The sequence below is a fragment of the Halomonas sp. SL18_1 genome (assembly GCF_055755715.1).
This window is the reverse complement of sequence record NZ_JBVTRK010000001.1, coordinates 3,782,702-3,808,092: the sequence shown is the minus strand read 5'-3', so window position 1 is coordinate 3,808,092 and position 25,391 is coordinate 3,782,702. Positions and strand designations below refer to the sequence as shown.

The window sequence follows — 25,391 nt, the reverse complement described above, 5'->3', positions numbered from 1 at the left end:
CGTGAAAGTGCAGCGATTATCTCGCCCCGGAGCGCATTGGTCCACCCGGAGGGGAAAATGGTCCATAGGTCGCGGTGCGCCTTGCTGCTAGCGTGCCGTTCGATATCAACAGAGGAGCCCCCCATGACGCTGATCGACTCGCTGTTGATCGATGGCACGGCCGCCGCCCTGGTAGGTGAGGCGTGGCAGACCGGCAGTGCCAGCTTCCCCGTGACCAACCCGGCCACCGGAGAGCGGCTGGCCCAGGTAGCCGACCTGGGTGCGGAAGAAGCCCGCGAGGCGGTGGCCGCCGCCGAGGCGGCCGGCGCCGCCTGGAAGAAGGTCACCGCCAAGGAGCGCGCCGCTCTGCTGCGCGCCTGGTTCGTGCGTATCCAGGAGGAGGCCGAGGGGCTGGCCGAGCTGATGACCCTGGAGCAGGGCAAGCCGCTGACCGAGTCCCGGGGCGAGGTGGCCTACGGTGCCAGCTTCATCGAGTACTTCGCCGAGGAGGCCAAGCGCATGGCCGGCGAGACCCTGCCGACCCATGCCGCCGACAAGCGCCTGCTGGTGCTGCGCGAGCCGGTCGGGGTGGTGGCCGCCATCACACCCTGGAACTTCCCCATGGCGATGATCACCCGCAAGTGCGCCCCGGCCCTGGCCGCCGGCTGCACGGTGGTGATCAAGCCCGCCGAGGCGACCCCGCTCACCGCCCTGGCCCTGGCGCGCCTGGCCCGGGAGGTCGGCATCCCGGCCGGCGTAATCAACGTGGTCACCGCGGCGAGCCCGGCGGCGGTGGGTGAGGTGCTGACCACCGACCCACGGGTGCGCAAGGTCTCCTTCACCGGCTCCACCCCGGTGGGCAAGCGGCTGCTGGCCCAGTGCGCCAGCACCGTCAAGAAGGCCGCCATGGAGCTTGGCGGCAACGCCCCCTTCATTGTCTTCGATGACGCCGACATCGACGCTGCCGTGGCCGGGGCCATCGCCTCCAAGTACCGCAATGCCGGCCAGACCTGTGTTTGCACCAACCGCTTTTTGGTTCAGGACGGGGTCTACGACGCCTTCGTCGAGGCGCTGGCCGAGAAGGTCGCGGCGATGCCGGTGGGCGACGGCCGCGAGCCCGGCGTGATGATCGGCCCGCTGATCAACCAGGCCGCCGTCGACAAGGTGCAGCGCCACGTGGACGACGCCGTGGCCAAGGGCGGCCGCCTGCTGTGCGGCGGCACGCCCATGCGCTGGGGCAGAGCTTCTATGCGCCTACCGTGATTGCCGATGCCACCCCGGCGATGGAGGTGGCCAGCGAGGAGACCTTCGGCCCGCTGGCGCCGGTGTTCCGCTTCCGCGACGAGGAAGAGGCGATCGCCATGGCCAACGATACCCCCTTCGGCCTGGCCGCCTACTTCTACGCCCGGGACTACCGCCGCATCTGGCGCGTCATGGAGGGGCTCGAGTACGGCATGGTCGGGGTCAACGAGGGCATCATCTCCACCGAGCTTGCCCCTTCGGCGGCGTCAAGGAGTCCGGCCTCGGCCGTGAGGGCTCGCGCCACGGCCTCGAGGAGTTCACCGAGCTCAAGTACGTCTGCGTGGGCGGTCTCTGAGCCCGGCGCGCCACTCATTCACCATCAGGATCTCGACATGACTCAGACCTTCACCAACGCCGAACTCAACGCCCTCAAGCAGCGCTTCGTGGCCAATGGGGCCGCCACTCCCACCGAGCAGTTCGTGGCCCGGGCCGAGAACGCCGAGCTGTGGGACGAAGACGGTCGTCGCTGGATCGATTTCGCCGGCGGCATCGGCGTGCTCAACCTGGGCCACCGTCACCCGCGCATCGTCAAGGCCGTGCAGGATCAGCTCGAGCGCGTCATGCACACCTGCTCGGCGGTGATCTCCTACGCCCCCTATATCCAGCTGTGCCAGCGCCTGTGCGAGGTGGCCCCGGTCAAGGGCCCCGAGCGCAAGGCGATGCTGGTCAACACCGGCGCCGAGGCCCTGGAAAACGCCGTCAAGATCGCCCGGGCCGCCACCGGACGCAGCGGGGTGATCACCTTCGACGGCGCCTTCCACGGCCGCACCATGATGACCCTGACCATGACCGGCAAGGTGCTTCCCTACAAGAATGACTTCGGCCCCATGCCGGGGATGTCTATCGCGCCCCCTATCCCAACCCGCTGCACGGCATTAGCGAGGAGGCGGCGCTCGCGGGTCTGGAGAAGCTCTTCAAGACCGACATCCCCGCCCATCGGGTCGCGGCCATCGTCATCGAGCCGGTGCAGGGGGAGGGGGCTTCTACATCGCCTCTCCTGAGTACCTCAAGGCGCTGCGTGCGCTGTGCGACCGCCACGGCATCCTGCTGATCGTCGACGAGGTGCAGTCGGGCTTCGCCCGCACCGGCAAGCTGTTCGCGCTGGAGCACAGCGGCATCGAGGCGGACATGCTGACCACCGCCAAGTCCCTGGCCAACGGCATGCCGCTGTCGGCGGTGGTGGGCACCGCCAAGGTGATGGACGCCTCCGGCCCCGGCTCCCTGGGCGGCACCTACAGCGGCAACCCGCTCTCCTGTGCCGCGGCACTGGCCGTACTCGATGCCATCGAGGAGGAGAACATCCTGGAGCGGAGCGCTCAGATGGGCCGCCTGCTGGCCGAGCGCTTCGCGGTATGGGAGGCGCGCTTTGCCAGCGTCGGCAACGCCCGCAACCTCGGCGCCATGGCGGCCTTCGAGCTGCTTGACGCCGATGGCAGGCCCGACCCCGCCAAGGCCCAGGCGCTGTGCGCCAAGGCTCGTGAGCAGGGCCTGATCCTGCTCTCCTGCGGCTTCTACGGCAATACCGTCCGCATCCTGGTGCCGATCACCGCCCCCTCCGAGGTGCTGGAGGAGGGGCTTGGCATCATCGAGAGCTCGCTGGATGCCCTCTCGGCCTGAGGCCCCATGACCCGCCTCTCGTCTGTCGAGTGAGTGAGCGCCTCCGACAGGAGGCGACATGCTTTGCCGAGACCCACGCCGGGTCTCGGCTTTTTTCTTTGGGCGGTCAATCTACACAATGCAGTATCTTTGACAAAAATGAAGAATGTAGATATTTTTAAGAGGCAGTCCTCGTCCCCCATAACAACCCGGAGCTCCTGACATGACCGTTCTCACCCAGCTTCCCGATACCGCCATGCCGCTGCCCACCGACATCCGCGGCTTCACCCTGGCGCCGTCTGCCGCCTCGCCGCGCCTGCTGCAGCTGACGCTCTCCGGCGAGGTGGTCAGCGCTTTCCTGGAGGCCGTGGCCGAGTGGCCGGTGCAGGCGCTGGAGTACAAGTCGATGCTGCGCTTCCGCGTGGCGAAGATCCTCGACGACCTGTGCGACAACACCCTGCAGCCGGTGCTGGTCAACACCCTGGTGGATCGCGCCACCGGCGGCTTCCAGGTGGTGATGGAGGGGCTCGACTCCGTGGAGCAGGCCGAGGAGATGGTCAAGGTGTCCACCGCCGTGGCCCACCTGATGGGACGCTCCAACTACGACGCCATGAGCGGCCAGTACTATGCGCGCTTCGTGGTCAAGAACGTCGACAACTCCGACTCCTACCTGCGCCAGCCGCACCGGGTCATGGAGCTGCACAACGACGGCACCTTCGTCGAGCAGGACACTGACTACGTGCTGATGATGAAGATCGACGAGCAGAACATGGCGGGTGGCAACTCCCTGCTGCTGCACCTGGACGACTGGGAAGGCCTGGAGCAGTTCTTCGCCCATCCGCTGGCCCATCGCCCGATGCGCTGGACCGCGCCGCCCAGCAAGAACGTTGCCCGCGACGTCTTCCACCCGGTGTTCGACGTGGACTGCGAAGGGCGTCCGGTCATGGCCTACATCGACCAGTTCGTGCAGCCCAAGGACTATGAAGAGGGCAACTGGCTGACCGATCTCTCCGAGTCGCTGGAGAACAGCCCGGCCATCGTCTCCCTGCCCAACCCGGTCGGCAGCTTCCTGCTGATCAACAACCACTTCTGGCTGCACGGCCGCGACCGCTTCACGCCGCACCCCGATCTGCGCCGCGAGCTGATGCGCCAGCGCGGCTACTTCACCCACGCCAAGACCCTGCGCAACCCCCGCCAGGTGTGATGGCGTCAGAGGTGACGGCAGCCCCGGCGGTTGTCATGCTATGAACCCTGCCACGCCTTCGCGGCGTGGCTTTCGCGTGTCCAGCGAGCGCATTCAGCGGGAGAGACAAGATGCACGACTTCATCATCATCGGCGGCGGTATCCTGGGCATGTCCACCGCCATGCAGCTCAAGCAGGCCTATCCCGACCGGCGCATGCTGCTGCTGGAGAAGAGGCCGCGCCGGCCATGCACCAGACCGGCCACAACAGCGGCGTGATCCACGCCGGGGTCTACTACACCCCGGGCAGCCTCAAGGCGCGCTTCTGCCTGGCCGGCAACCGGGCCACCGTCGAGTTCTGCGAGGCCCACGGCATTCCCTACGACACCTGCGGCAAGCTGCTGGTGGCCACCAACGACCTGGAGATGGAGCGCATGAAGGCGCTCTGGGAGCGCACCGAGGCCAACGGCCTGGAGCGGGAGTGGCTCTCCGGCAGCGCGCTGGCCGAGCGCGAGCCCAACATCACCGGCCTTGGCGGCATCTTCGTGCCCTCCAGCGGCATCGTCGACTACGCCGCGGTGACCCGGGCCATGGCCGCCGAGTTCGAGCGCATGGGCGGCGAGATCCGCTACGGCTGCGAGGTGACGGGCCTGGAGGAGCGTCGTCAGGAGGTGGTGGTGAAGAGTCGCGGCGGCGAGTTCACCGGCCGCCATCTGGTGACCTGCTCGGGGCTGATGGCCGACCGGGTGATCCGCCTGCTGGGCCAGGACCCGGGCTTCACCATCTGTCCCTTCCGCGGCGAATACTACCGCCTGCCGGAGAAGCACAACCGCATCGTCAACCACCTGATCTACCCGATTCCCGACCCCTCCATGCCCTTCCTCGGGGTGCACCTGACGCGGATGATCGACGGCAGCGTCACCGTGGGGCCCAACGCGGTGCTCGCCTTCAAGCGCGAGGGCTACCGCAAGCGTGACGTCTCGCTCGCCGATCTGGCGCAGATGGCCACTAACCCGGGCATCCTCAAAGTGCTGGCCAGGAACCTGCGTCCCGGGCTCTTCGAGATGAAGAACTCCCTCTACAAGCGCGGCTATCTGGAGCTGGTGCGCAAGTACTGCCCGAGCCTGGCCCTGGAGGATCTCGAGCCCTATCCGGCGGGCGTGCGCGCCCAGGCGGTCTCCCGGGACGGCAAGCTGGTGGACGACTTCCTGTTCGTCAAGACGCGGCGCACCCTCAACGTGGGCAACGCGCCGTCGCCCGCGGCGACCTCCGCCATCCCCATCGGCGCCCATATCGTCGAGCAGGTGAAGGCGATGGCGGAGGTCTGATGGCACCAGGGCCCGCGGCGCCGGGACCAGGCCTCAGAAGCGCCCGCGCAGGGTGAGCACGGCGCCGCGGCCCGGGGCCAGCAGGTCGCCGCCGGCCGGCTGGTCGGTGAGGTGCTCGCGATAGCCGCGGTCGAAGAGGTTGTTCACCTCCAGACCCACCGCCAGTGACGACAGCCCGCCGGTATCGCCGAAGCGCCAGCCAAGGCTGAGATCGGCCGTGGCGAAGCCGGGGGTGGAGGGCTCGGTGCCTCCCGAGAAGACGTCGGCGGTGCGGTCCTGGCGAGCCACGGCGCGCACCTGGGCATGCCAGTGAAAGCCCAGCTCGGGGCGCTGGCCGATGCCCAGCGTCGCCTCCGGGGCCGGCATCTGGAAGAGCGGCTCGTTGTCCTGCTTGTTGGTGCCGCGCAGCCAGGTCAGGCTGCCATCCAGCGCCCAGTCCCGGCCGTCGACCCAGGCGTCGAGCGGCAGGGCGAAGCCCGCCTCCACGCCCTGGATCTCCACCCGGTCCAGATTCTCGGTGCGCTTGATCGGCGTGCCCTGCGGGTTGGTCATGCCGGTGATGCGCCCGGCGATATAGTCATCGATGCGGGTATGGAAGGCCGCCAGGTGGTATTCGCCGCGCTCGCTGCGCCCCTTCAGGCCGACCTCCAGGCTGGTGGAGCGTTCGGGGTCGAGCTGCGGGTTGCCGATATGAAAGTAGCCGTCGCCGCGCTCGGCGTCTTCGAAGCGCTCGCGCATGTCCGGGGCGCGGTAGGCGGAGCCCAGGCTGACGTAGGGGTTGAGCAGCGGCGAGGCGTTGTAGATGGCGCCCAGCGACCAGGAAAGGGTGTCGCTGGTGTTCTTCAACCCCTCGGTGGTGGCGTTGGGCCCGCTGCCCTTGAGATCGGCGTCGCCGGTCACGCTGTCGTAGCGCCCACCCAGCATCAGCGTCCAGTCATCGAACATCACCTCGTCCTGTACGAAGAGCCCGCGGCTCTCGATGCTGCCGTTGCGGAAGGGCGAGCTGGCAACCTCATCATTGCTCGCCCCCTGGAAGCGGAAGCGCTGGGGGTCGCCGGTCATCTCCCAGGTCTCGGCCCCCAGGGTCAGCAGGTGGCGCTCGCCTAGCGGCAGGCGGTACTGGGTGCGAAGACCGTCGGTGGTGAAGGTGACATCGTTGCGTACCTGGTTGCGCTCCAGGCCGCTCGACCAGGCGCGAATCTGGCGGAACACCTCCTGGCGGTAGAGGCTCGCCTCCAGGGTGCCGGGGCCGACCTCGCCCTGGTAGCTCAGCTCATAGAGTTCCCGCTCCTGGCGCGGCGAATGGATGGTCAGCAGCCCCAGTGCCGGTGCGGGGCCTGCTTGGTCGAGCCGGGGTACCAGACGTCGCGATCCTCCTGATGCTGCAGGTTAAGCTGCAGGCGGTGGCCCTCGGCCAGGCGGAAGGCGTACTTGGCCAAAAAGGCGCCGGAGCGGAAGCCGCTGTTCTCGACCCGCCCCTCGGGGGTGTCGTAGTCGCCCAGGTCGCGGCCGGTGGCACCCAGGACCAGGGCGTGATCGGGGCTGGAGAGCTGCAGGATCGCACCGCCGCCGACGCTGTCGTCGACGCTGCCGGCGCTGGCGCTGAACCTCCCCTGGGCGCTGGGGGCATCGGTGAACTCCGCCTGCGGCGTGCGCAGGTTCACGGCCCCGCCCAGGGCGCCGCTGCCGTGCAGCACCGCCCCCGGTCCCTTGACCACCTCGACGCTCTCCAGCAGCCCCAGGCTCGCGAAGGAGGCCAGGGCGCCGGCGGGCTGGGCCGAGTTGAGGCGCACCCCGTCGACCTGCAGCACGATGCTCTCTTTCTGCAATCCCCGTAGCACCGGATTCTGCCCCAGGCGCCGTCGCTCTGCACGGCGGTGCCGGGCTGGCCACGGAACAGGCTGCCCACGCTGTCGGCGACCGGCACCCGATCGGCATCCAGGCGTAGCGTAGCGCTGGGGGTGTCCAGGGTGTCGGCCTCATAGCCCTTGGCGGTGACGGTAAGCGTGGCGAGCGGCTGGGCACTCTCCTCGGCCGGGGCGGGCAGGCTGATGGCGCCGACGAGGGCAATGGCGACGGCGAGCGGGGTGCGTCGGGACGGGAGAATCGACGGGTGCATGTAGGACCTCCTTGGATTAGAGGTATATATAATGCATTTTATAATGATTCCTGTTTTGATCTGTGTCACGGGTGTCGCCCCTCGCTGTCACGACGCGATATGCCGAGAGCCGAGCGCCGATTGACCGGCATCAACACGGCAGCCGTCGCTTGTCGGTAAAGTCGAATCATTCTTGTTTTCCCTATGGAGATGCACATGAAGCGGTCATTGCCGACGCGGGGCGTCGAAACGCTCCTCGGCTGGGGGGCAGCCTCACCGGGGTGCTGCTGTTCGTGGCGCTGTGGGAGTGGGGCAGCCTGGCCTACGGCAGCTTCCTGCTGCCGGGGCCGCGGGATGCGCTGGCGGCCCTGGCACGGCTATGGCAGGAAGGGGAGGCGGCCTCGGCCGTGTGGGCCACTACCTGGCGGGCCATGCTCGGCTTCTTGGCGGCCGCGTTAGCGGGCATGACGCTGGGCATCCTGGCGGGGCTCTCGCGCACCCTGGGGCGCGCCCTGGAGCCGGTGTCCACGGTGCTGCTGGGAATACCGCCCATCGCCTGGATCGTGCTGGCCATCCTGTGGTTCGGCAGCGGCTCCATGGCCACCATCTACACGGTCATGGCTACCACCCTGCCGGTGACCTTTGCCGGCGCCCAGATGGGGACCCTGACGCTGGATCGCCGACTGCGCGAGATGGCCGACGTGTTCCGGGTGCCGCCGCTGATGCGGCTGGTCGACCTCCATCTGCCGCACATCGTCTCCTACGTCTTCCCGGCCCTGGTCACGGCACTGGGCGTGGCCTGGAAGGTGGCGGTCATGGCCGAGCTGTTCGCCACCGAGGATGGTATCGGCGCCGGGCTGGCCATCGCCCGGGTCAACCTGGACACCGCCGCGGCGATGGCCTGGATCGTACTGGTGGTGGCGCTGCTGCTCACCGCCGAACATGGCCTGCTGCGGCCGCTGCAGCGTCGCATGGAGCCCTGGCGGCAGGCCGGGCGGGGAGGGCACTGAGATGCTGTCGCTTGAGAGTATCGGCCATGTTTTCGGCATGGGGCGGGCGATCGACCGGGTGAGCCTGACGGTGGCGCCGGGGGAGTCGGTGTGCCTGGTGGGGCCGTCCGGCTGCGGCAAGACCACGCTGCTGCGTATCGCCGCCGGCCTGGTACCCCCCACGGAAGGGCGGGTGAACGACGGCTTCCGGCGCAGTGCCGTGGTTTTCCAGGAGGGGCGCCTGCTGCCCTGGCGGCGGCTGCTCGACAACATCGCCCTGGGGCTGAAGGCGATGGGCGTGCCGCGCGGTGAGCGCCTGGCCCGTGCCCGGGCTCTGGCCGCCGAGCTGGGGCTGGCCGACCGCCACGACCACTTTCCCCATGAGCTCTCCGGCGGCATGCAGCAGCGCGTTGCCCTGGCCCGGGCGCTGGCGGTGGAGGCCGACTGCCTGCTGCTCGACGAACCCTTCAGCGCCCTGGACGTGGGCCTGCGCAGCGAGGCCCAGGCGCTGCTGCTGGACCTGCTGGGGCGCCGGGGGATCGCGGCGCTGATGGTCACTCACGACCTGACCGAGGCGCTGCGGCTGGGTCACCGGGTGGTGGTGCTGTCCCCGCGCCGGGGCGCATCGTCCACGAGGAGCGCATCGCCCGGCCCTTCGCCGAGCGCGACACCGCCTTTCTCTATGAGGCCGCCGGGGCGCTGCTGCGCCATCCCGCGGTGGCCGAGAGTTTCCTGTTTCGACCCCAAGAGGTGACGTCATGAACGACCTGTCCCGTCGTCGGCTGCTGCAGTATGCCGCCGCCACTGCCGCCCTGGCGGCGGTCCCCGCGATCGGCCTGGGCGCGCCACCCCGCCTGCGGGCGGCCACGCCGCTGGGCCTGCCCCAGCTGATCCTGGCCCGGGCGCTGGCGGACGAGCGCCTGAAAGCGTTGGCGGGTGAGCCCGAGCTTCGCGCCTGGCGTGACCCCGACCAGCTGCGCGCCTGGATCGCCGGTGGCGAGGTGCAGCTGACCGCCACGCCCACCAACGTAGCGGCCAACCTCTACAATCGCGGGGTGCCGGTGGTGCTGATGAACGTCAACGTCTGGGGCACCCTGGGCATGCTGTCGCTGCCCCAGCCCTTCGATAGCCTGGCCGACCTGGCCGGGCGCCATGTGGGGGTGCCCTGGCGCGGCGATATGCCCGACCTGGTGCTGCGCTACCTGTTGGCGCGCCAGGGGCTCGAAGTGGGGCGCGACCTGCGCATCACCTACCACGCCAGCCCCTTCGAGACGGTGCAGATGTTTCTCGCCCGCCGCCTGGACGCCGCCGTGCTCCCCGAGCCGATGCGCACCGCCACTCGCCTGCAGGGCGCCTCGCTGGGCATCGAGCCGGGCGAGCTGGACCTGCAGCAGGAGTGGGCGCGGCTCACTGGCGGCGCGGCGGCGCTGCCCCAGGCCGGGGTGATCTGCCGCCGTGAGCTGCTTGAGGCGCACCCCGACTGGATCGCCGCCGTGCAGGCGGCCGTGGCCGAGGCGGTGCCCTGGATCGGCGCCGAGCCGGCGGCCGCGGCCCGCCTGGGGGCCGAGCATTCGCCGCTGTCGGCGCCGGTGTTCGAGGGCGCTATCGCCCGCACCCGACTCGAGATGCAGCCGGCCGCCCAGGCCCGCCCGGCGCTGGAGGCCTTCTTTGCCGCCCTGGCCGAGCTGTCGAGCGGCTTCATCGGCGGCGGCCTGCCGGACGATGCCTTCTATCTGGCCGACGCCTGATCCGTTCCCCCGAGCACAAGGAGCTGACATGAGCACCTCTCTGGCGAGTGCCGTCCCGCCGCGACTGCCGATCCTGGCCTATGCCTTCCGCCCCTTCTTCCTGCTGGCGGCCCTCTATGCGCCGCTGGCCCTGCTGCCCTGGGTGGGGGCATGCTGCAGGTGATGAGCCTGGACCTGGGCATGCCGCCCATGGCCTGGCATGGCCACGAGATGCTGTTCGGTTTCGTGGCTGCGGCGCTGGCCGGTTTCCTGCTCACCGCGGTGCCCTCCTGGGTCAGGATCGAGCCGCTGACCGGCGCCCCCTGGCGGGGCTGGTGATGCTGTGGCTGGTCGGGCGTGTCGCCTTCTGGCTGGCCGGCGGGCTGCCGGGGTGGCTGGTGGCGGCGGTCAACCTGGCCTTCCCGCTGGTGGTGCTGGGCTGGGCGCTGCCGGCGCTGCTGTCGCCGGAGGGGCGCCGCCACCTCAGCCTGGGGGTTCTGCTGGGGGCTTTCTGGCCGCCCAGCTGGGCTTCTACCTGGCCTGGCTCGGGCCCTTGCCGCTGCCGTTCGGCCTGTTGGACCCGCTGCACCTGGCGGCCAACCTGCTGCTGATCATGATCGCGGTGACCGCCACGCGCATCGTGCGGGTGGTGGCCATGGCGGCCCTGAAGGCCAGCGGCGGCGAGCGGCCGCTGCGCTTGACGCCGGCCCGTGAGCACCTGGCGGTGGCCACGCTCTGCCTGTTCGCCCTGGCGGATTTCCTGGCGCGCGGGCACCCGGTGACCGGCTGGATCGCCCTGGCCGCGGCGGCGGCCCAGGCCGACCGCCTCTCCGAGTGGCCCTGGGGTCGCGCCATGGGGCGGCTCTACCTGCTGCTGCTGACCCTGGCCTATGTGTGGCTGACCCTGGGACTGGTGCTGGTGGGCGTCACGGCGCTGGTGGAGAACCTGCCGGCCTATGCCGGCCGGCACGCGCTCTTCCTGGGGGCCATCGGCACCGCCGTGCTGGCGGTCTTCTGCATCGCCGGGCTGCGCCATACCGGGCGGCCCCTGGCGCTGCCACGGCTGATCTGGCTGGCGCTGGCCTGCCTGCTGCTGGGCACGGCGCTGCGTACCGGCGTACCGCTGCTGTGGCCCCAGCAGTACCTGGTGGCCAGCGTGGCGGGGGCAGCGGCGCTGTGGCTGCTGGCCTTCCTGGGCTATGCGGTGGGCTACGCGCGGATGCTGCTCAGCGCTCGCCCCGATGGCCTGCCTGGCTGACCAACGACCTTGGTGGGATTGCCGAAAATTCCGGAAAACGTAGAAACTGGCGATTAGCGCCTCGACGCAGGGGCGTGCTAGCTTTTGTCGGGAAGCGGTCGGGTTCGCCTGACACGCACCCCAGGAACAACCATAAACGATCCGGTTTCAGGACGGAGGAATCCATGCGAGCTCTCAAATACGCTGCGGCAGCCACCCTGCTGGTCACGGCTCCGCTGGCAGCAGCACAGCAGCTTTCCATCGCCACCGGCGGCACCGGTGGTACTTATTACCCCTATGGTGGGGGGCTTGCCGAGCTGATCAACAACCATATCGAGGGGGCCAGCGCCGTGGCCGAGGTCACCGGCGCCTCGGTGGAAAACATGGGGCTGGTCTGGCGCGGCGATTCCGACCTCGCCCTGGCCCTGGCGGACACCGTCTTCCAGGCCTATAGCGGCACCGGTGACTTCGAGGGGCGCCAGCTCGACAACATTCGTGCCCTGGCTTCCATCTACCCCAACGCCGTCCAGCTGGTGACCCTGGCCGACTCCGACGTCCAGAGCCTGGATGACCTGCGCGGCAAGCGCGTCTCGGTCGGCGCGCCGGGCAGCGGTACCGAGCTCAACGCCCGCGCCCTGCTGGAAGCCAACGGCATCAGCTACGACGAGTTCACGCCCCAGCGCTTGAACTTCAACGAGACCGCCGACGCCATCCGCGACGGCGACATCGACGCCGGCTTCTGGAGCGTGGGGCCGCCCACCAGCTCGATCCTCAACCTGGCCACCACCCGCGACATCCGCCTCATCGGCTTCTCCGACGAGGAGATCGCCAACGCCCGCGAGGCGGAGCCGGTATTCGCCGCCTATGAGCTGCGGGCCGGTCTCTACGAGGGCATGGACGAAGCCGTGCAGACCATCAGCATTCCCAACGTGCTGGCGGTCAGCACTGAGATGGACGATGAGCTGGCCTATCAGATCACGCGGATTCTCTTCGAGCAGACCGACGAGCTGATCGCTGTGCATCCGGCGGCCAACGACACCACGGTCGAGTTCAGCGTCAACTCCACGCCGATCTCCTTCCACCCGGGTGCGCTGCGCTATTACGAGGAAGTGGGGGCCGAGGTCCAGGACCACCAGCGCCAGTAATCAAGCCACCGCTGGCGCGACGTCCCGCATGGGTATTTGCGCTGCATTCGTCAGGCAGAGTCGCCGCACCTTCGGGGCGGCGACTTTGTGCGCGCTGGTGCTGTGTGGCGCCAGTACAGCGGCCTGGGCCGATGCGGCGCAGCTCGAAGTGCACCATGACGACGGCCGACGCCTGGTCGTGCTGCCAATGCCGGAAGGCGAGCCCTGGTGCCTGGAGTGGAACCACTCCGTCACCGGTATCCGCGTGCAGGATTGCTATCGCCATGTTCAGGGAAGAATGGTGCTGGAGCGTAGCCACCAGCCGGACTTTGCCGCCGGGCTCGGCCATGTGCCGGGCCGCGGTCGCCAGGTCTCCGACGGTGCGGGCGGCTACTGGATCGAGGAGATCGATGAGCCAGTGCCCGGCAATCGCTACCGCCTGCGGGTCGGCTCCCCGGAGGTCAACCACCGACTGCTGCACGACGGCCGCCGGTTCAGTCTGAGCGAGCTGGCGGCGGGCGAGCGGGTAACGATCCACCTGCGCCTCCCTGATTCCACCCCCTGAGAGACGCCATGAGCGAAACGACCACCCCCAAGGTTACCGTGCCCGGTGGCAGTGCCATCCAGCCCCGCCCGATCCTGTGGTTGATCACCCTGGTGGCGGTGGGGCTGTCGCTGTTCCAGCTCTACTCCGCCGGCATCCAGCCGCTGGGCCTGTTCTATCAGCGCAGCATTCACCTGATGCTGATCATGATGCTGGCCTTCCTGATCTTTCCGGTCTTCGGCCCCACCGCAAGCGCGGCGCGCTGGGTTTGGCCATCGATACGGCTTTTTTTGCCGGCGCCTTGATCACCGGCGGCTACCTGGTGCTCTATCTCGACGAGATCATTCGTCGCGCCGGCTTCTGGAGCCAGACCGATATCCTCGTCGGCTGCATTGCCGTGGTGACCGTGCTGGAGGCCAGCCGCCGGGCGGTGGGCCTGGGCATGACCATCATCGGCGTGATCGCCATTCTCTACGCCTTCGCCGGGCCGCGGGGCGAGCTGCCCTGGCTCGGCCAGTTCCTGCCGGGGATCCTCGAGCACCGCGGCTACAACATCGACCGGGTGGTGGGCCAGCTCTACCTGGGCCAGGAGGGGATCTTCGGCCTACCGCTGGGGGTGGCGGCCACCTTCATCTTCGTCTTCGTGCTGTTCGGCGCCTTCCTCGAGAGCACCGGTGCCGGCAAGTTCTTCATCGACCTGGCCTACGCCGCCACCGGCCGCCAGCGTGGCGGGCCGGCCAAGGCCGCGGTGATCGCCTCCGCCGGCATGGGCTCGATCTCGGGCAGCGCCATCGCCAACGTGGTGACCACCGGCGCCTTCACCATCCCCTTGATGAAACGCCTGGGCTACAAGCCCCACCAGGCCGGCGGCATCGAGGCGGCCGCCTCCACCGGCGGGCAGATCATGCCGCCGCTGATGGGCGCCGGGGCCTTCCTGATCGCCGAGTACACCAACACCCCCTATCTGGACGTGGTCAAGGTGAGCATCCTGCCGGCGATCATGTACTTCGCCACCGTCTATCTGTTCGTGCACATCATCGCCCTGAAGCAGGGCATGCAGGGCATGGCCAGAAGCGAGCTGCCGCAGATGCGCGACGTCATGCGCGAGGGCTGGCACTTCCTGCTGCCGCTGGCGGTACTGGTGTGGCTGCTGGCGATGCACATGTCGCCGATGCGGGTGGGCTTCTACGCGGTGGTGACCATGGTCGCCGTGGCCGCGCTGCGCTACGCCATCTGGTTCCTCTTCGTGGCGCCCCGGCAGGGCCAGCCCGTCACCCTGGCCAGCACCGGGCGGGTGATCTGGGCCGGCTTTCTCAAGCTGACCGAGGGGCTGGAGCTGGGCGCGCGCAACGCCGTGGCGGTCTCCCTGGCCTGTGCGGTGGCCGGCATCATCGTCGGCATCGTCGGTCTCACCGGCCTGGGGCTGAAGTTTTCGGCCATGATGATGGCGTTTTCCGGCGGCAATATCGTGCTGGCGCTAGTGATGGTGCTGCTGGCCAGCCTGGTGCTGGGCATGGGCCTGCCGGTGACCGCCAGCTATATCGTGCTGATCGTGCTGGTCGGCCCGGCGCTCACCGCCGAGTTCGGCATTCCGCTGCTGATCGCCCACCTGGTGGTGTTCTGGTATTCCCAGGACTCCAACGTGACGCCACCGATCGCCTTGGCCGGCTTCGCCGGGGCGGCCATTGCCGGCAGCAAGCCGATGGAGACCGGCTTCCAGGCCTGGAAGTTCGCCAAGGGCCTCTACCTGATCCCGATGTTCATGGTCTTCAATCCGGAGATCATCGTCGGCGGGCCCTGGCAGGTGGTGATCTGGAACGGCGTGATCGCGATACTCGCCCTGGGGGCCTTCGCCGCGGCCTTGGAGGGCTATCTGTTCACCCGCATGTCGTGGCTGCCGCGTCTGGCCATCGTGCCGGCCATCGTGGCGGTGTTCTATCCGAGCCTCGTCTTCGAGGTGAGCGGGGTGGCAGTGATGGTGCTGGCCATCGGCGGCAACTGGCTGGCCAGCCGGCGGGAAATTCACTCGGCCGGAGCCGGGATGACGTGACTGCGCCGGTCAGCACAGCGACGAAAAGCCAGGGGCGCTGGAGGTAAGCCGAAAAGGAGGTCCTGCGCCATGGGTGAGGAGCACTGCTCCGAACGGGCTGGCCATGGATGGCCAGCCCCGGTCCAACAAGCGGAGCAGGATGAGGGAGCGCAGTTGGGCGCCGGTAGCGCCCAGGGAGGGGTTTACAGCGCCCCCGGAAGGCCGGCCCCGCTTGCAGGCTTGCCTGCAGATCAGCCCCGAGCAAGCCGTTGTCGATTGCTTGCTGCCCGACTGGTCAAGATGACGGCGCCTGCGGGCGCCGTTAGAATACCTGCCCTTCGCTTTTCTGCACCATTCTCGGGAGCCGTCTATGCAGTCCGAACAGTCGCCGAAGGTCGGCGTGATCATGGGATCGAAGTCAGACTGGCCGGTGATGGAACACGCCGTGACGATGCTCGAGCGGCTGGGCGTGCCCTGCGAGACCCGCGTGGTCTCCGCCCACCGCACGCCGGATCTGCTGTTCGACTACGCCAAGAGTGCCGCCGAGCGGGGCCTTTCGGTGATCGTTGCCGGCGCCGGCGGAGCGGCCCACCTGCCGGGCATGGTGGCCTCCCAGACCGCGCTGCCGGTGCTGGGCGTGCCGGTGGAATCCAAGGCCCTCAAGGGGCTCGACTCTCTGCTCTCCATCGTGCAGATGCCCGGCGGCATCGCCGTGGGCACGCTGGCTATCGGCAAGGCCGGCGCCACCAACGCGGGGCTGATGGCCGCCCAGATCGTCGGCCTGCAGGATGCGCAGGTGCGAGCCGCGGTAGAGGCCTTCCGCGCCGAGCAGACCCAGACGGTGCTCGACAACCCGGATCCCCGTCCCAGCGAATGAGGAAGCAACCCATGAATATCGGCGTCCTGGGTGCCGGCCAGCTCGGCCGCATGCTGGCCCTGGCCGGCTATCCCCTGGCCAATCGCTTCACCTTCCTGGACACCACCGGCCACCCCAGCGCCGGCATCGGTGACGTCATGGTCTACACCGACCAGCACCATCTGCTCGATGACTTCCTGGCCAAGGTCGACCTGGTCACCTATGAGTTCGAGCATCTGCCGGTGGCGCTGATCCAGGCCATCGAGGAGGTCAAGCCGGTCTATCCCGGAAGCGAGGCGATCCGCGTCTGTCAGAACCGCGCCGAGGAGAAGGCGCTGTTCGACCGCCTGGGCATTCCCACCCCGGCCTATCGCCTGGTGGAGCACGCCGACGAGCTCGAAGCCGCGGCCCGGGAGCTGGGCTGCCCGGTGGTGGCCAAGTCGGTTACCGAGGGCTACGACGGCAAGGGCCAGGCGGTGATCCGCGACCCTGCCGAGGCGGCCGAGGCGTGGCGCTCGATCAACCATCCCAAGCTGATCGTCGAGGCCTTCGTCGATTTCGTGCGCGAGGTGTCGATCATCGCGGTGCGCGGCCGCGACGGCGAGGTGGCCTTCTACCCCATGGCCGAGAACCAGCACGTGGACGGCATCCTGCGCTACTCCATCGCCCCCATGCCCGACCTGGACGACGGCGTGCAGCAGACCGCCGACGGCTATATCCGCGCGCTGCTCGACGAGCTCGACTATGTCGGCGTGCTGACCCTGGAGCTCTTCCAGTGCGCCGACGGCAGCCTCTTGGCCAACGAGATGGCGCCCCGGGTGCACAACTCCGGCCACTGGACCCTGGACGGGGCGGTGACCAGCCAGTTCGAGAACCACCTGCGCGCCATCCAGGGCCTGCCGCTGGGCGACACCGCGGCGCGCCTGCCCACCTGCATGCTCAACGTGATCGGCCGCGAGGGCGACTCAGCAAAGATTCTCGCTCTGCCGGACGCCCACCTGCACCGCTACGACAAGCGCGAGCGCCCCGGGCGCAAGCTGGCCCACGTCAACCTGGTGGCGCCGACCCATGAGGCGCTGATGGAGCGGGTGCGCGCCTGCGCGGCCCTGCTGCCCGATGCCCCCGAGCCGCGCTTCAGCTTCGAGTAGCCCGGCGCCCGGCACGATGCCTCCCGCCACGCCCCCCGGCCCCGCCATGAGCGGGGCCGGCTGCCTTCAGTCGAGCGTCTCGCCAATGGCTGACTGAGATCAATCGAAGCTGGGTAATTGTCGCTCGACCTTGAAGCCGGCTGTTGATCGACGACACTTGCAGAAGGCGTGTCGGCGAGGGGAGGCGCCATGTGGCGATGGCTCAGACTGGGCGATCTTGCCCTGATTGCAGTGCTGCTGCTGCCACTGCTGGTGGCGCTGCCGCGCCTGGGTGGCCCTGCCGGGCCGCCCGAGCGGTGGCTGACCTGGGTCGGGCAAGCCACCGGCATCCTGGGGCTGGCCATGATGTTGCTGGCGGCGGCGGTGAGCATCCGCCTGCCGGGCACGGATCGCTGGTTCGGCGGGCTGGCCCGGCTCTGGCGGCTGCACCACTGGCTGGGCTTCGGCGCCTTTATCCTGGTGATGATCCACGCCCTGGCGCTGGGCCTGGCGGCGGTGCCGGCCTCCCTGGACGCCGCCGTGGCTACTCTCTTCCCGCCCCCCGCACACGGGGCGATCTGGCTGGGCTGGCTCGCCTGGCTGGCCATGGTGATCTTCCTGGCGCCCACCTTCGACTTCTTCGGCCAGCCCCACTACCAGCGCTGGAAGCGGCTGCACCTGGTCTCCGCGGCGGCGCTGCTGCTGGCACTCTGGCACGCCCTGCTGCTGGCCGGCGAAACCGCCCTCTGGTGGCTGCTGGGGCTGGCCGGCGAAACCGCCCTCTGGTGGCTGCTGGGGCTGGCCGGGCTGGGCGCCATCGTCTGGCGCAAGCTGGTCTCTCCCCGGGTGGCGCGCCATCCCTACCGCGTCGAGGCGGTGGAGCCCCTGGCCCGGGGTGTGGTGGAACTGGTGTTGCGCCCCGAGGGTAGCGGCATCCGCCATGAGGCGGGGCAGTTCGTCTACCTCTCGCCGCTGGACGAGACGCTCTCCGCCGGGCGCGGCGAAGAGCACCCCTACACCATCGCCTCGGCGCCCTCGGACTCGCGCCTGCGCATCGGCATCAAGGACCTGGGCGATGCCAGCCACGCCCTGCAGCGCGTGACGCCCGAGACCCGGGTGCTGATCGAGGGCCCCTACGGCGAGTTCTATGCCCGGCGCTTCCCCGAGCGCGATCAGCTGTGGATCGGGGGCGGCATCGGCATTGCCCCCTTCGTGGGCGGTGCCCGGGACCTGGCGGCGGGGGGCGTGTGGAGGGACGGGTCCAGCTGCTCTATTTGGCCAACGACGAGCCCCGTGCCTACTATCGAGAGGAGCTGGCCGACATCGCCGAGCGAGTCGAGGGCTTCACCTTCACTCAGCACTACTCCAGAGAGCGGGGACGCCTGGATGAGGCTTTCCTGCGCCAGCACTGCCCCGATTTCACCGAGCGGGAGATCTACCTCTGTGGGCCTCCCGCCATGAATGCGCACCTGCAGCGGCTGCTGGCCGAGCAGGGGGTGCCCGCCTCACGCATCCATAGCGAGGTCTTCGATTTCCTATGACGATTCACAAGATTGCCTACTCCGCTTTCATCGCCTTCGTGGCGAGCCTAATGACCCTGGTCTCGGTGAGCGCGCTCTCCAGCAACGAGCGCGACAAGACCGATGACGAGGCGCTGGACCCGATCACCCTGGACGAGCTCGCCGAGCACGACGATGCACAGAGCTGCTGGAAGGCGATTCATGGCCGGGTCTACGACATCACCGACTACGTGCCTGACCATCCCACCGATGAGGCGGTGATCCTCGAGTGGTGCGGCCGGGAGTCCACCGAGGGCTGGGACAACAAGCGCCCCGGGGTACCCCACAGCCCGCGGGCCGAGGCGATGCTCGAGGAGTACCTGATCGGCCGCCTGGTGGATGAGGAGGGCGAGCCGGTCGAACCCGAGGCCGCCCCCGAGGAGACCGCCCCCGACGAGGCGCGGTTCTCGCCCGCCGAGGATGAGCGGCTGCACCGGGCCCTGCTGGGCCTGCCGCTGGATGGCCACTATCGCGGCGTGTTCATCGATCGCGGGATCATCCAGGTCAATATCACCTTCGACCTCGAGGATGGCCGCTTCACCCGGCTCGCCTTCCGTCACCTGGCCTATCGAGACGATGACTACCTGGCCATGGAGGAAGGCGAGGCGCTCTATCCGGTGCTGCAACAGCATCGCCAGATCCTCGAGCGCCTGGAGGGCGAGCCGGTGACCGCCATCTTTGCCCTCTATGAGCCCGAGCGGCTGGCCGATGACATCGACGGCTATAGCGGGGCCACCCTGCGCGGCGCCAAGCTGATCTCGGCGATCCGCGATGCCTTGAACCGCGGGGTCTACAGCTGGCCCTGATGACCTGGGTCAAGCCGGCGGCCGAGTCCGTTGAGGGCGCCGGCCTCGCCAAGCCGGGCGGCATGCTGTAAAGATAGCGCTACAATGTCTAACGCCAAATTAAGGCTCGGCATGCCGCCACTTTCGCCTTCGCCTCTCCGGCGACAGCTCTGTCACGAACAGGTACGTCTGCTCTACGAGCGGCTCTGGCAGCCGGTGCTGACCAGCGTGCTGGCGGCCCTGCTGCTGGTGGCCGCCATGTGGCCGGTGATGCCCGCCGGGCCGCTGATCGGCTGGCTGGCGGCGCTGGTGGCGGTGTCCGGGCTGCGGCTGTGGCTGGCCCGGCATTTCCAGGCGCTACCCAGGCGGCGGCGCCGGCAGCGGCGCTGGCTGTGCCGGTTCGCCCTGGGGGCCGGACTTGCCGGGGTGGTCTGGGGGCTGGCGGGGGTGCTGATGTTCACCATGGAGCACCACGGCCAGCTGGTGGCGCTGACCATCGTGCTGGCCGGCATCGCGGCCGGCGGGGTGATGACCCTCGCCGCCGTGCCGTGGGTGGCACCGCTGTTCGTGCTGCCGGTGCTGCTGCCGCTGCTGGGGCAGTTCCTGCTGCAGGGCACTTCCCTGGCCTGGCTGCTCTCGGCCATGGTGCTGCTGTTCCTGGGGCTGCTGCTGGTGACCGGTCAGCGGCTGAGCGGCATCATCGGCGACAATATCGCCCTGCGTCTGGCGGTGACCACCCGGGAGCACCAGCTGCGCGACAGCGAGACCCGCTACCGCACCATCTTCCGCCATACGCCGCTGGGGGTGATGCACTTCGACCGGCACGGCGAGATCCGCGATTGCAACGACAAGTGCCTGGAGATCCTCGGCACCCGCCGCCGGCGGCTGGTGGGGTTCAACCTCCTGCGTCATGCCCGGGATGAGCGGGTGGTGGCCGCGGTGCGCGACGCCCTCGACAAGGGCGTCGGCTATTTCGAGGGCGACTATCAGGCGGTCAACAGCGGCAAATCGACGCCACTGCGGGCCTTCTACAATGCGCTGCGCAGCGAGGACGGCGAGGTGGTGGGCGGCGTGGCGATCATCGAAGATTTCAGCGAGCGCAAGCGGGCCGAAGCGGTGATCCATCGCCAGGCCTACTACGATGCGCTGACCGAGCTGCCCAATCGACGCCTGCTGATCGAGACCCTGGAGAGCGTGCTCGAGGCCCGGCGAGAGGACGAACGCCAGGGGCTGGTGATGTTCCTCGACCTGGACCGCTTCAAGATGATCAACGACTCCCTGGGCCATGCGGTGGGCGACGAGCTGCTGCGACAGGTCAGCCAGCGGCTGCAGGCCAGCCTGGGGGCGGGGACCTGGCGGCCCGCCTCAGCGGCGATGAGTTCGTCGTGCTGGTGCCGACGTTGGCCGAGCGCGGCGAGATCGATCTGGACGCGGTGGAGCGGCGTGTCGCCGAGCTGCTTGCCGCGCTGCGCCGGCCCTATGAGCTGGAAGGGCAGCGCCTCAGCGTGACGCCCAGCATCGGCTATACCCTCTTCCCCTTCGGCGACGAGACGGTGGGCGACGTGCTTCGCCACGCCGATACCGCCATGTACCAGGCCAAGGCGCGCGGCCGAGCGCGGATCTGCTGCTACGAGCCGGCCATGCAGGAGCAGGTCGCCTGGCGGCTGGAGATGGAGCAGTCGCTGCGCGGAGCGCTGGCCGAGGGGCAGCTGGCCATGCATTTCCAGCCTCAGGTGAGCGGGGGCGGCGAGATTCTCGCGGCCGAGTCGCTGATGCGCTGGCGGCACCCGGTGCAGGGCCCCGTTTCGCCCGAGGTCTTCATCGCCATCGCCGAGGAGAGCGATCTGATCGTCGAGCTCGAGACCTGGATGCTCGATACCTGTTGCGCGCTGCTGGGGCGGCAGCCGGCGGCGGCCCTGCCGCGGCTGTCGGTGAATATCAGCGTGCGACACTTCGTCCAATCGGACATCGTGGCCACCGTGGAAGGGGCGCTCGCGGCCCATGGCGTCGACCCGGGCCGACTGACCGTGGAGCTCACCGAGAGCATCCTGATCGACAGCCTGGAGGAGGCCGTGGAGCGCATGCGTGCGCTCAAGCGCCTGGGCGTGCGCCTCGCCCTGGACGACTTCGGCACCGGCTTCTCGTCGCTGATGTATCTCAAGCGCCTGCCGCTGGACGAGCTCAAGATCGATCGCAGCTTCGTCGGCGAGCTGGATAGCGACCCCAACGATGCCGCCATCGTCGAGACGGTGCTGGTCATGGCCGACCATCTGGGCCTGGCGGTGGTGGCGGAAGGGGTCGAGAATGCCGCCCAGCTGGCGTTTCTCGAGGCTCGGGGCTGTCACCACTTCCAGGGCTTCTACTTCCACTGGCCGATGGCCGAGGCCGACTTTCAGCGCCTGCTGGCACCGGACGACGCCTTCCTGCCGTGAGCGCCCCGTCTCGCCGGCCCGGCCGCTGTACTTCATGGGGCTGGCTGGCTAAGGTCATCCCATGACCGCAAGCGACCCCTGGCAATGGCCGACCGCCGAGGTCGGCGTGGCAACGGGCAACCTGATTCTGCTGGGCGTGATTCTCAGCGTCAGCATCGGCGTCGATGCCCTGGCCAGGCGCCTGGGGCTGCCACGTATCTCGCTGCTGGTGCTGGTCGGGGTGGCGCTGGCGCTGGTCCAGCAGCTGCTGCTGGACCATGACGGAAGCGAGCCCCTGGGCGCACTCGGCGAGCCGCTGATTCACCTGGCCCTGGTGCTGGTGTCGTTTCTGCTGGGCGGCGAGCTGACCCTGACACGGCTGCGGCGGCACGGATGGCTGCTGGTGGGCATCTCCCTGGCCATCGTGCTCAGCGGCGCGCTGCTGGTCGGCTTCGGTCTGCTGCTGCTGGGCTTTCCGCTGGTGGTGGCGCTCAGCCTGGCCGTTATCTCGGTGGCCACCGAGCCGGCGGAAATCACCGACGAGGTCTATGCCCGCGGCGACACGCGGCTTCGCGCACGGCTGCTGATGGGCATGGTCGCCATCGACGATGCCTGGGGCATACTGCTGTTCGGGGTCGCCATGGCGCTGCTCGGCTGGCAGCTGACCGGCGAGGGCGGCCTGGCCCTGGCTCACGCCGGCTGGGAGCTGGGCGGCGCGCTGCTGCTGGGGGCGGCCATCGGCCTGCCGGCGGCCTGGTTGACCGGGCGGCTGCGGCCCGGGGAGCCGACCCAGGTCGAGGCCCTGGCACTGATCCTGCTGCTCTCCGGACTCTCCACCTGGCTTCAGGTCTCGGGACTGCTGGCGGCGATGTTCGCCGGGGCGCTGGTGGCCAACCTCTCCTCCCACCATACCCGCTCGTTTCGTGAGATCGAGCACATCGAATGGCCCTTCCTGGTGTTCTTCTTCGTGCTCTCCGGGGCCAAAGTCGACCTGGGCTATCTGGGCAGCGCGCTGTGGTTGACCCTGGCCTATATCGCCCTGCGCCTGGCCGGGCGCTATCTGGGCGGTGCCCTGGGGGTTCGCGCCATGCGGCGCCGGGAGGAGCTGCCCCACGATATCGGCCTGGCGCTGACGCCCCAGGCCGGCATCGCCATGGGCATGGCGCTACTGGTGGTCGAGCGATTCCCCGAGCACGGCACGCTGCTGCTCTCGGCGGTGGTGGCCTCCACCGTGGTCTTCGAGCTGATCGGGCCCTTCCTGATCCGACGCGTGCTGCGCTGAATCAGCCCGTCTCGGCACACGGCGCAACAGGCGCAGGCCGTTGGCCACCACGATCAGGCTGGCGCCCATGTCGGCGAACACCGCCATCCACAGGGTGGCGTGGCCGGTGAAGGCGAGCGCCATGAACACCGCCTTGAGGCCCAGGGCGATGGCAATGTTCTGTACCAGCACCGCTCGCGTGCGCCGTGAAAGACGCAGGAAGTCGGCCAGGCGGCGCGGGTCATCGTCCATCAGCGCCACGTCGGCGGTCTCGATGGCGGCATCGCTGCCGAGCGCGCCCATGGCGAAGCCGATATCGGCGCGGGCCAGCGCCGGGGCGTCGTTGATGCCGTCGCCCACCATGCCCACCGGTCCCCGCTGAGCCCGCGCCTCGATCATCGCCAGCTTGTCCTCCGGCAGCAGGGCGCCATGGGCCTCGTCGATGCCGGCCTGGGTCGCCACCGAGGTTACGCTGGCCGGATCGTCGCCGCTGAGCACCAGCGTGGTCACGCCCAGCCGATGCAGCGCCCCGATGGCTTCGCGGCTCTCTTCACGCAGCGGGTCGCCGACGGCGAACAGGGCCAGCGGGCGTGTCTCTTCCCCCAGGATCACCAGCGTCTCGCCCCGGGCCTCGTGCTCGGCGAGCTGCGCATCGAGGGCTTCCTCGATCGGTGAGAACTGCTGCATCAGGCGGCGGTTGCCGAGCCACAGCCTGCGCCCATCGTAACTAGCCGTCACGCCGCGGCCGGGCAGTTCGCGCACGTCGCTGACTTCCAGCGGGTCGACGCCATCGGCCTCGGCGGCGCGGGCCAGGGCCGCCGACACCGGGTGCGAGGAGCGCACGGCGAGGCCTGTCGCCAGCGCTCGCAGGCGCTCCCGGCCGGGCATGCCCAGCGTGCCGTCGAGCGGGTGCCAGGCCCGCTGGGAGGGGCGGCCCCGGGTCAGGGTGCCGGTCTTGTCGAAGGCGATGGCGGTAAGTCGATACCCCTGCTCCAGGAAGTGGCCGCCCTTGACCAGGATGCCCGCCCGGGCGGCCGCGGCCAGGCCGCTGACCACGGTGACCGGGGTGGAAATCACCAGCGCACAGGGGCAGGCGATCACCAGCAGCACCAGGGCGCGGTAGATGCCCTCGAGCCAGCTGACGCCGAACAGCCACGGCCAGGTGAAGCCCACCAGCAGGGCGATGGCGAAAACCGCCGGGGTATAGACCGCAGCGAAGCGATCGATGAAGCGCTGGGTGGGGGCGCGACTGGCCTGGGCCTGCTCCACGGTGTGAATGATGCGCGCCAGGGTGGTGTCGCTCGCCGCCCGGGTGGTGCGATAGAGGAATTCGCTGCCCTGGTTGACGCTACCGGCGAACACGGCGGCGCCGGGTGCCTTGTCCACCGGCAGGCTTTCGCCGGTGATGGGCGATTCGTCCAGCGCCGGGTGGCCCTCGGCCACGCTGCCGTCCAGCGCCAGACGCTCGCCGGGGCGCACCCGCACCAGGCTGCCCACGGCGACCTCGCTGGCCGGCATGCTGCGAAAGGCGCCATCGGCCTGGCGCACGCTGGCGCTTTCCGGCGCCAGCGAAAGCAACTCGCGAATGGCGTTGCGCGCGCGGCCCAGTGAGCGCGCCTCGATGCGCTCGGCCAGGGTGAACAAAACCAGCACCATGGCCGCCTCGGCCCACTGGCCGATTAGCAGCGCGCCGGTCACCGCCACGCTCATCAGGGCATTGATGTTGAGCGTGCGATGGCGCAGGGCGATGAAGCCCTTCTTCCAGGTCGGCAGGCCGACCTGGGCGATGGCCGTCAGCGCCAGCGCAGCGGCCAGCCACGGCTCGGCCAGCGCCAGCCAGTCGCTGGCTTCGGCGGTCAGCGCCAGTATCGCGGCGGCACCGAGCTTCCACCAATTCTCCTCGCTGCTGGCCGTCGGCGTGCGCTGGGACGGCTCGTGGCGGCGCGCGGTCATGCCGGTGGCGGCGATACGCCGCTCGATGGCGTCTTCCGTGACGTGGCGGTGATGCACCGTCAGCACGCGATTGACCAGATCGAAGTCGAGCCTCTCGATGTCCGGCGTGTCGCCCAGCGCCCGGCGCAGCAGCGCTTCCTCGGTGGGGCAGTCCATCGCCTCGATGTGCAGGCGAAGCGCCTGGGTGCCGGGCGGCGGATCGTTGCGCCCGGCCCGGCCCGGGGCGGGCGGTGCCGGTGTGCAGCTCGAGCAGCCGTTGCGTTCGGTCATGGCGGGACTCCGTGTCATCGTATAGGCTGATGAC

General features: G+C 69.2%; 17 protein-coding genes and 6 pseudogenes. 20 read left to right on the top strand and 3 right to left on the bottom strand.

The window, feature by feature from the left end:
* The first annotated feature begins 123 nt into the window (after window positions 1–123).
* From ACSJDS_RS19380 to lhgO, 4 genes and pseudogenes are all read left to right on the top strand, one after another.
* Window positions 124–1,576: pseudogene (locus tag ACSJDS_RS19380) on the top strand (NAD-dependent succinate-semialdehyde dehydrogenase).
* 37 nt (window positions 1,577–1,613) lie between these two features.
* Window positions 1,614–2,898 (top strand): annotated as a pseudogene (gene gabT, locus ACSJDS_RS19375) (4-aminobutyrate--2-oxoglutarate transaminase).
* 202 nt (window positions 2,899–3,100) lie between these two features.
* The gene (gene glaH / locus ACSJDS_RS19370; RefSeq protein WP_473034650.1) at window positions 3,101–4,081 is read left to right on the top strand and encodes a glutarate dioxygenase GlaH; all 981 of its coding nucleotides are present in this window, start codon (window positions 3,101–3,103) and stop codon (window positions 4,079–4,081) included.
* Window positions 4,082–4,191: 110 nt separating this feature from the next.
* Window positions 4,192–5,387 (top strand): annotated as a pseudogene (gene lhgO / locus ACSJDS_RS19365) (L-2-hydroxyglutarate oxidase).
* Between the two features lie 33 nt (window positions 5,388–5,420).
* Here the strand turns inward: lhgO and ACSJDS_RS19360 are convergent.
* Together ACSJDS_RS19360 and ACSJDS_RS19355 are read right to left on the bottom strand one after the other, a co-directional pair.
* A complete protein-coding gene (locus ACSJDS_RS19360; protein WP_473035084.1) occupies window positions 5,421–6,626 on the bottom strand; it encodes a TonB-dependent receptor in 1,206 nt (401 codons plus the stop codon).
* 71 nt (window positions 6,627–6,697) lie between these two features.
* Window positions 6,698–7,198: a TonB-dependent receptor gene (locus ACSJDS_RS19355; protein WP_473034649.1), complete on the bottom strand. Its 501-nt coding sequence runs from the start codon at window positions 7,196–7,198 to the stop codon at window positions 6,698–6,700.
* Between the two features lie 568 nt (window positions 7,199–7,766).
* Between ACSJDS_RS19355 and ACSJDS_RS19350 the strand changes: the two genes are divergently transcribed.
* The 16 genes and pseudogenes from ACSJDS_RS19350 (at window position 7,767) to ACSJDS_RS19275 (ending at window position 23,155) form a co-directional block, all read left to right on the top strand.
* A complete protein-coding gene (locus ACSJDS_RS19350; protein WP_473034648.1) occupies window positions 7,767–8,495 on the top strand; it encodes an ABC transporter permease in 729 nt (242 codons plus the stop codon).
* 1 nt (window position 8,496) lies between these two features.
* A complete protein-coding gene (locus tag ACSJDS_RS19345; protein ID WP_473034647.1) occupies window positions 8,497–9,228 on the top strand; it encodes an ABC transporter ATP-binding protein in 732 nt (243 codons plus the stop codon).
* A gap of 4 nt (window positions 9,229–9,232) precedes the next feature.
* Complete coding sequence (locus ACSJDS_RS19340) at window positions 9,233–10,222, top strand: ABC transporter substrate-binding protein (RefSeq protein WP_473034646.1); 990 nt, start codon at window positions 9,233–9,235, stop codon at window positions 10,220–10,222.
* A gap of 28 nt (window positions 10,223–10,250) precedes the next feature.
* Complete coding sequence (locus tag ACSJDS_RS19335; protein ID WP_473034645.1) at window positions 10,251–10,385, top strand: hypothetical protein; 135 nt, start codon at window positions 10,251–10,253, stop codon at window positions 10,383–10,385.
* Window positions 10,373–11,459: pseudogene (locus tag ACSJDS_RS19330) on the top strand (NnrS family protein). Before ACSJDS_RS19335 ends, ACSJDS_RS19330 begins: the two are co-directional and overlap by 13 nt.
* Before the next feature lie 164 nt (window positions 11,460–11,623).
* Window positions 11,624–12,583, top strand: a complete 960-nt coding sequence (locus tag ACSJDS_RS19325) for a TAXI family TRAP transporter solute-binding subunit (protein WP_473034644.1) — start codon at window positions 11,624–11,626, stop codon at window positions 12,581–12,583.
* Window positions 12,584–12,611: 28 nt separating this feature from the next.
* Window positions 12,612–13,127: a DUF1850 domain-containing protein gene (locus ACSJDS_RS19320; protein WP_473034643.1), complete on the top strand. Its 516-nt coding sequence runs from the start codon at window positions 12,612–12,614 to the stop codon at window positions 13,125–13,127.
* A gap of 8 nt (window positions 13,128–13,135) precedes the next feature.
* Window positions 13,136–15,156, top strand: a pseudogene (locus tag ACSJDS_RS19315) (TRAP transporter permease).
* A 349-nt stretch (window positions 15,157–15,505) separates the two neighbouring features.
* Window positions 15,506–16,012, top strand: coding sequence for a 5-(carboxyamino)imidazole ribonucleotide mutase (gene purE / locus ACSJDS_RS19310; protein ID WP_473034642.1), 507 nt, complete (start codon window positions 15,506–15,508; stop codon window positions 16,010–16,012).
* Window positions 16,013–16,023: 11 nt separating this feature from the next.
* Window positions 16,024–17,139 (top strand): 5-(carboxyamino)imidazole ribonucleotide synthase, encoded by a 1,116-nt coding sequence (locus ACSJDS_RS19305; RefSeq protein WP_473034641.1) that lies wholly within the window; start codon window positions 16,024–16,026, stop codon window positions 17,137–17,139.
* A gap of 189 nt (window positions 17,140–17,328) precedes the next feature.
* Window positions 17,329–18,201 (top strand): annotated as a pseudogene (locus ACSJDS_RS19300) (ferric reductase-like transmembrane domain-containing protein); the annotation flags it as partial.
* Window positions 18,202–18,296: 95 nt separating this feature from the next.
* Window positions 18,297–18,659, top strand: a complete 363-nt coding sequence (locus tag ACSJDS_RS19295; protein WP_473035083.1) for a hypothetical protein — start codon at window positions 18,297–18,299, stop codon at window positions 18,657–18,659.
* Complete coding sequence (locus ACSJDS_RS19290) at window positions 18,656–19,483, top strand: cytochrome b5 domain-containing protein (RefSeq protein ID WP_473034640.1); 828 nt, start codon at window positions 18,656–18,658, stop codon at window positions 19,481–19,483. The genes ACSJDS_RS19295 and ACSJDS_RS19290 overlap by 4 nt, the downstream gene beginning before the upstream one ends.
* 84 nt (window positions 19,484–19,567) lie before the next feature.
* Window positions 19,568–20,971 carry a diguanylate cyclase domain-containing protein gene (locus tag ACSJDS_RS19285; protein WP_473034639.1) on the top strand — a complete coding sequence of 468 codons (1,404 nt, stop codon included), beginning with the start codon at window positions 19,568–19,570 and terminating at the stop codon, window positions 20,969–20,971.
* Window positions 20,854–21,894, top strand: coding sequence for a putative bifunctional diguanylate cyclase/phosphodiesterase (locus ACSJDS_RS19280; protein ID WP_473035082.1), 1,041 nt, complete (start codon window positions 20,854–20,856; stop codon window positions 21,892–21,894). The genes ACSJDS_RS19285 and ACSJDS_RS19280 overlap by 118 nt, the downstream gene beginning before the upstream one ends.
* 61 nt (window positions 21,895–21,955) lie before the next feature.
* Window positions 21,956–23,155: a cation:proton antiporter gene (locus ACSJDS_RS19275; RefSeq protein WP_473034638.1), complete on the top strand. Its 1,200-nt coding sequence runs from the start codon at window positions 21,956–21,958 to the stop codon at window positions 23,153–23,155.
* Here the strand turns inward: ACSJDS_RS19275 and ACSJDS_RS19270 are convergent.
* Window positions 23,039–25,357, bottom strand: a complete 2,319-nt coding sequence (locus ACSJDS_RS19270; RefSeq protein WP_473034636.1) for a heavy metal translocating P-type ATPase — start codon at window positions 25,355–25,357, stop codon at window positions 23,039–23,041. The two genes, ACSJDS_RS19275 and ACSJDS_RS19270, sit on opposite strands and share 117 nt — an antisense overlap.
* Window positions 25,358–25,391 lie beyond the last annotated feature (34 nt).

What these genes read in the sequence shown, in the direction of transcription:
- glaH (WP_473034650.1), top strand. Translation starts at nt 3,101, where the DNA reads ATGACCGTTCTCACCCAGCTTCCCGATACCGCCATGCCGCTGCCCACC.
- ACSJDS_RS19320 (WP_473034643.1), top strand. Translation starts at nt 12,612, where the DNA reads ATGGGTATTTGCGCTGCATTCGTCAGGCAGAGTCGCCGCACCTTCGGG.
- ACSJDS_RS19290 (WP_473034640.1), top strand. Translation starts at nt 18,656, where the DNA reads ATGACGATTCACAAGATTGCCTACTCCGCTTTCATCGCCTTCGTGGCG.
- ACSJDS_RS19270 (WP_473034636.1), bottom strand. Translation starts at nt 25,357, where the DNA reads ATGACCGAACGCAACGGCTGCTCGAGCTGCACACCGGCACCGCCCGCC.
- ACSJDS_RS19340 (WP_473034646.1), top strand. Translation starts at nt 9,233, where the DNA reads ATGAACGACCTGTCCCGTCGTCGGCTGCTGCAGTATGCCGCCGCCACT.
- ACSJDS_RS19335 (WP_473034645.1), top strand. Translation starts at nt 10,251, where the DNA reads ATGAGCACCTCTCTGGCGAGTGCCGTCCCGCCGCGACTGCCGATCCTG.
- ACSJDS_RS19325 (WP_473034644.1), top strand. Translation starts at nt 11,624, where the DNA reads ATGCGAGCTCTCAAATACGCTGCGGCAGCCACCCTGCTGGTCACGGCT.
- ACSJDS_RS19285 (WP_473034639.1), top strand. Translation starts at nt 19,568, where the DNA reads ATGTCTAACGCCAAATTAAGGCTCGGCATGCCGCCACTTTCGCCTTCG.
- ACSJDS_RS19345 (WP_473034647.1), top strand. Translation starts at nt 8,497, where the DNA reads ATGCTGTCGCTTGAGAGTATCGGCCATGTTTTCGGCATGGGGCGGGCG.
- ACSJDS_RS19305 (WP_473034641.1), top strand. Translation starts at nt 16,024, where the DNA reads ATGAATATCGGCGTCCTGGGTGCCGGCCAGCTCGGCCGCATGCTGGCC.
- purE (WP_473034642.1), top strand. Translation starts at nt 15,506, where the DNA reads ATGCAGTCCGAACAGTCGCCGAAGGTCGGCGTGATCATGGGATCGAAG.
- ACSJDS_RS19275 (WP_473034638.1), top strand. Translation starts at nt 21,956, where the DNA reads ATGACCGCAAGCGACCCCTGGCAATGGCCGACCGCCGAGGTCGGCGTG.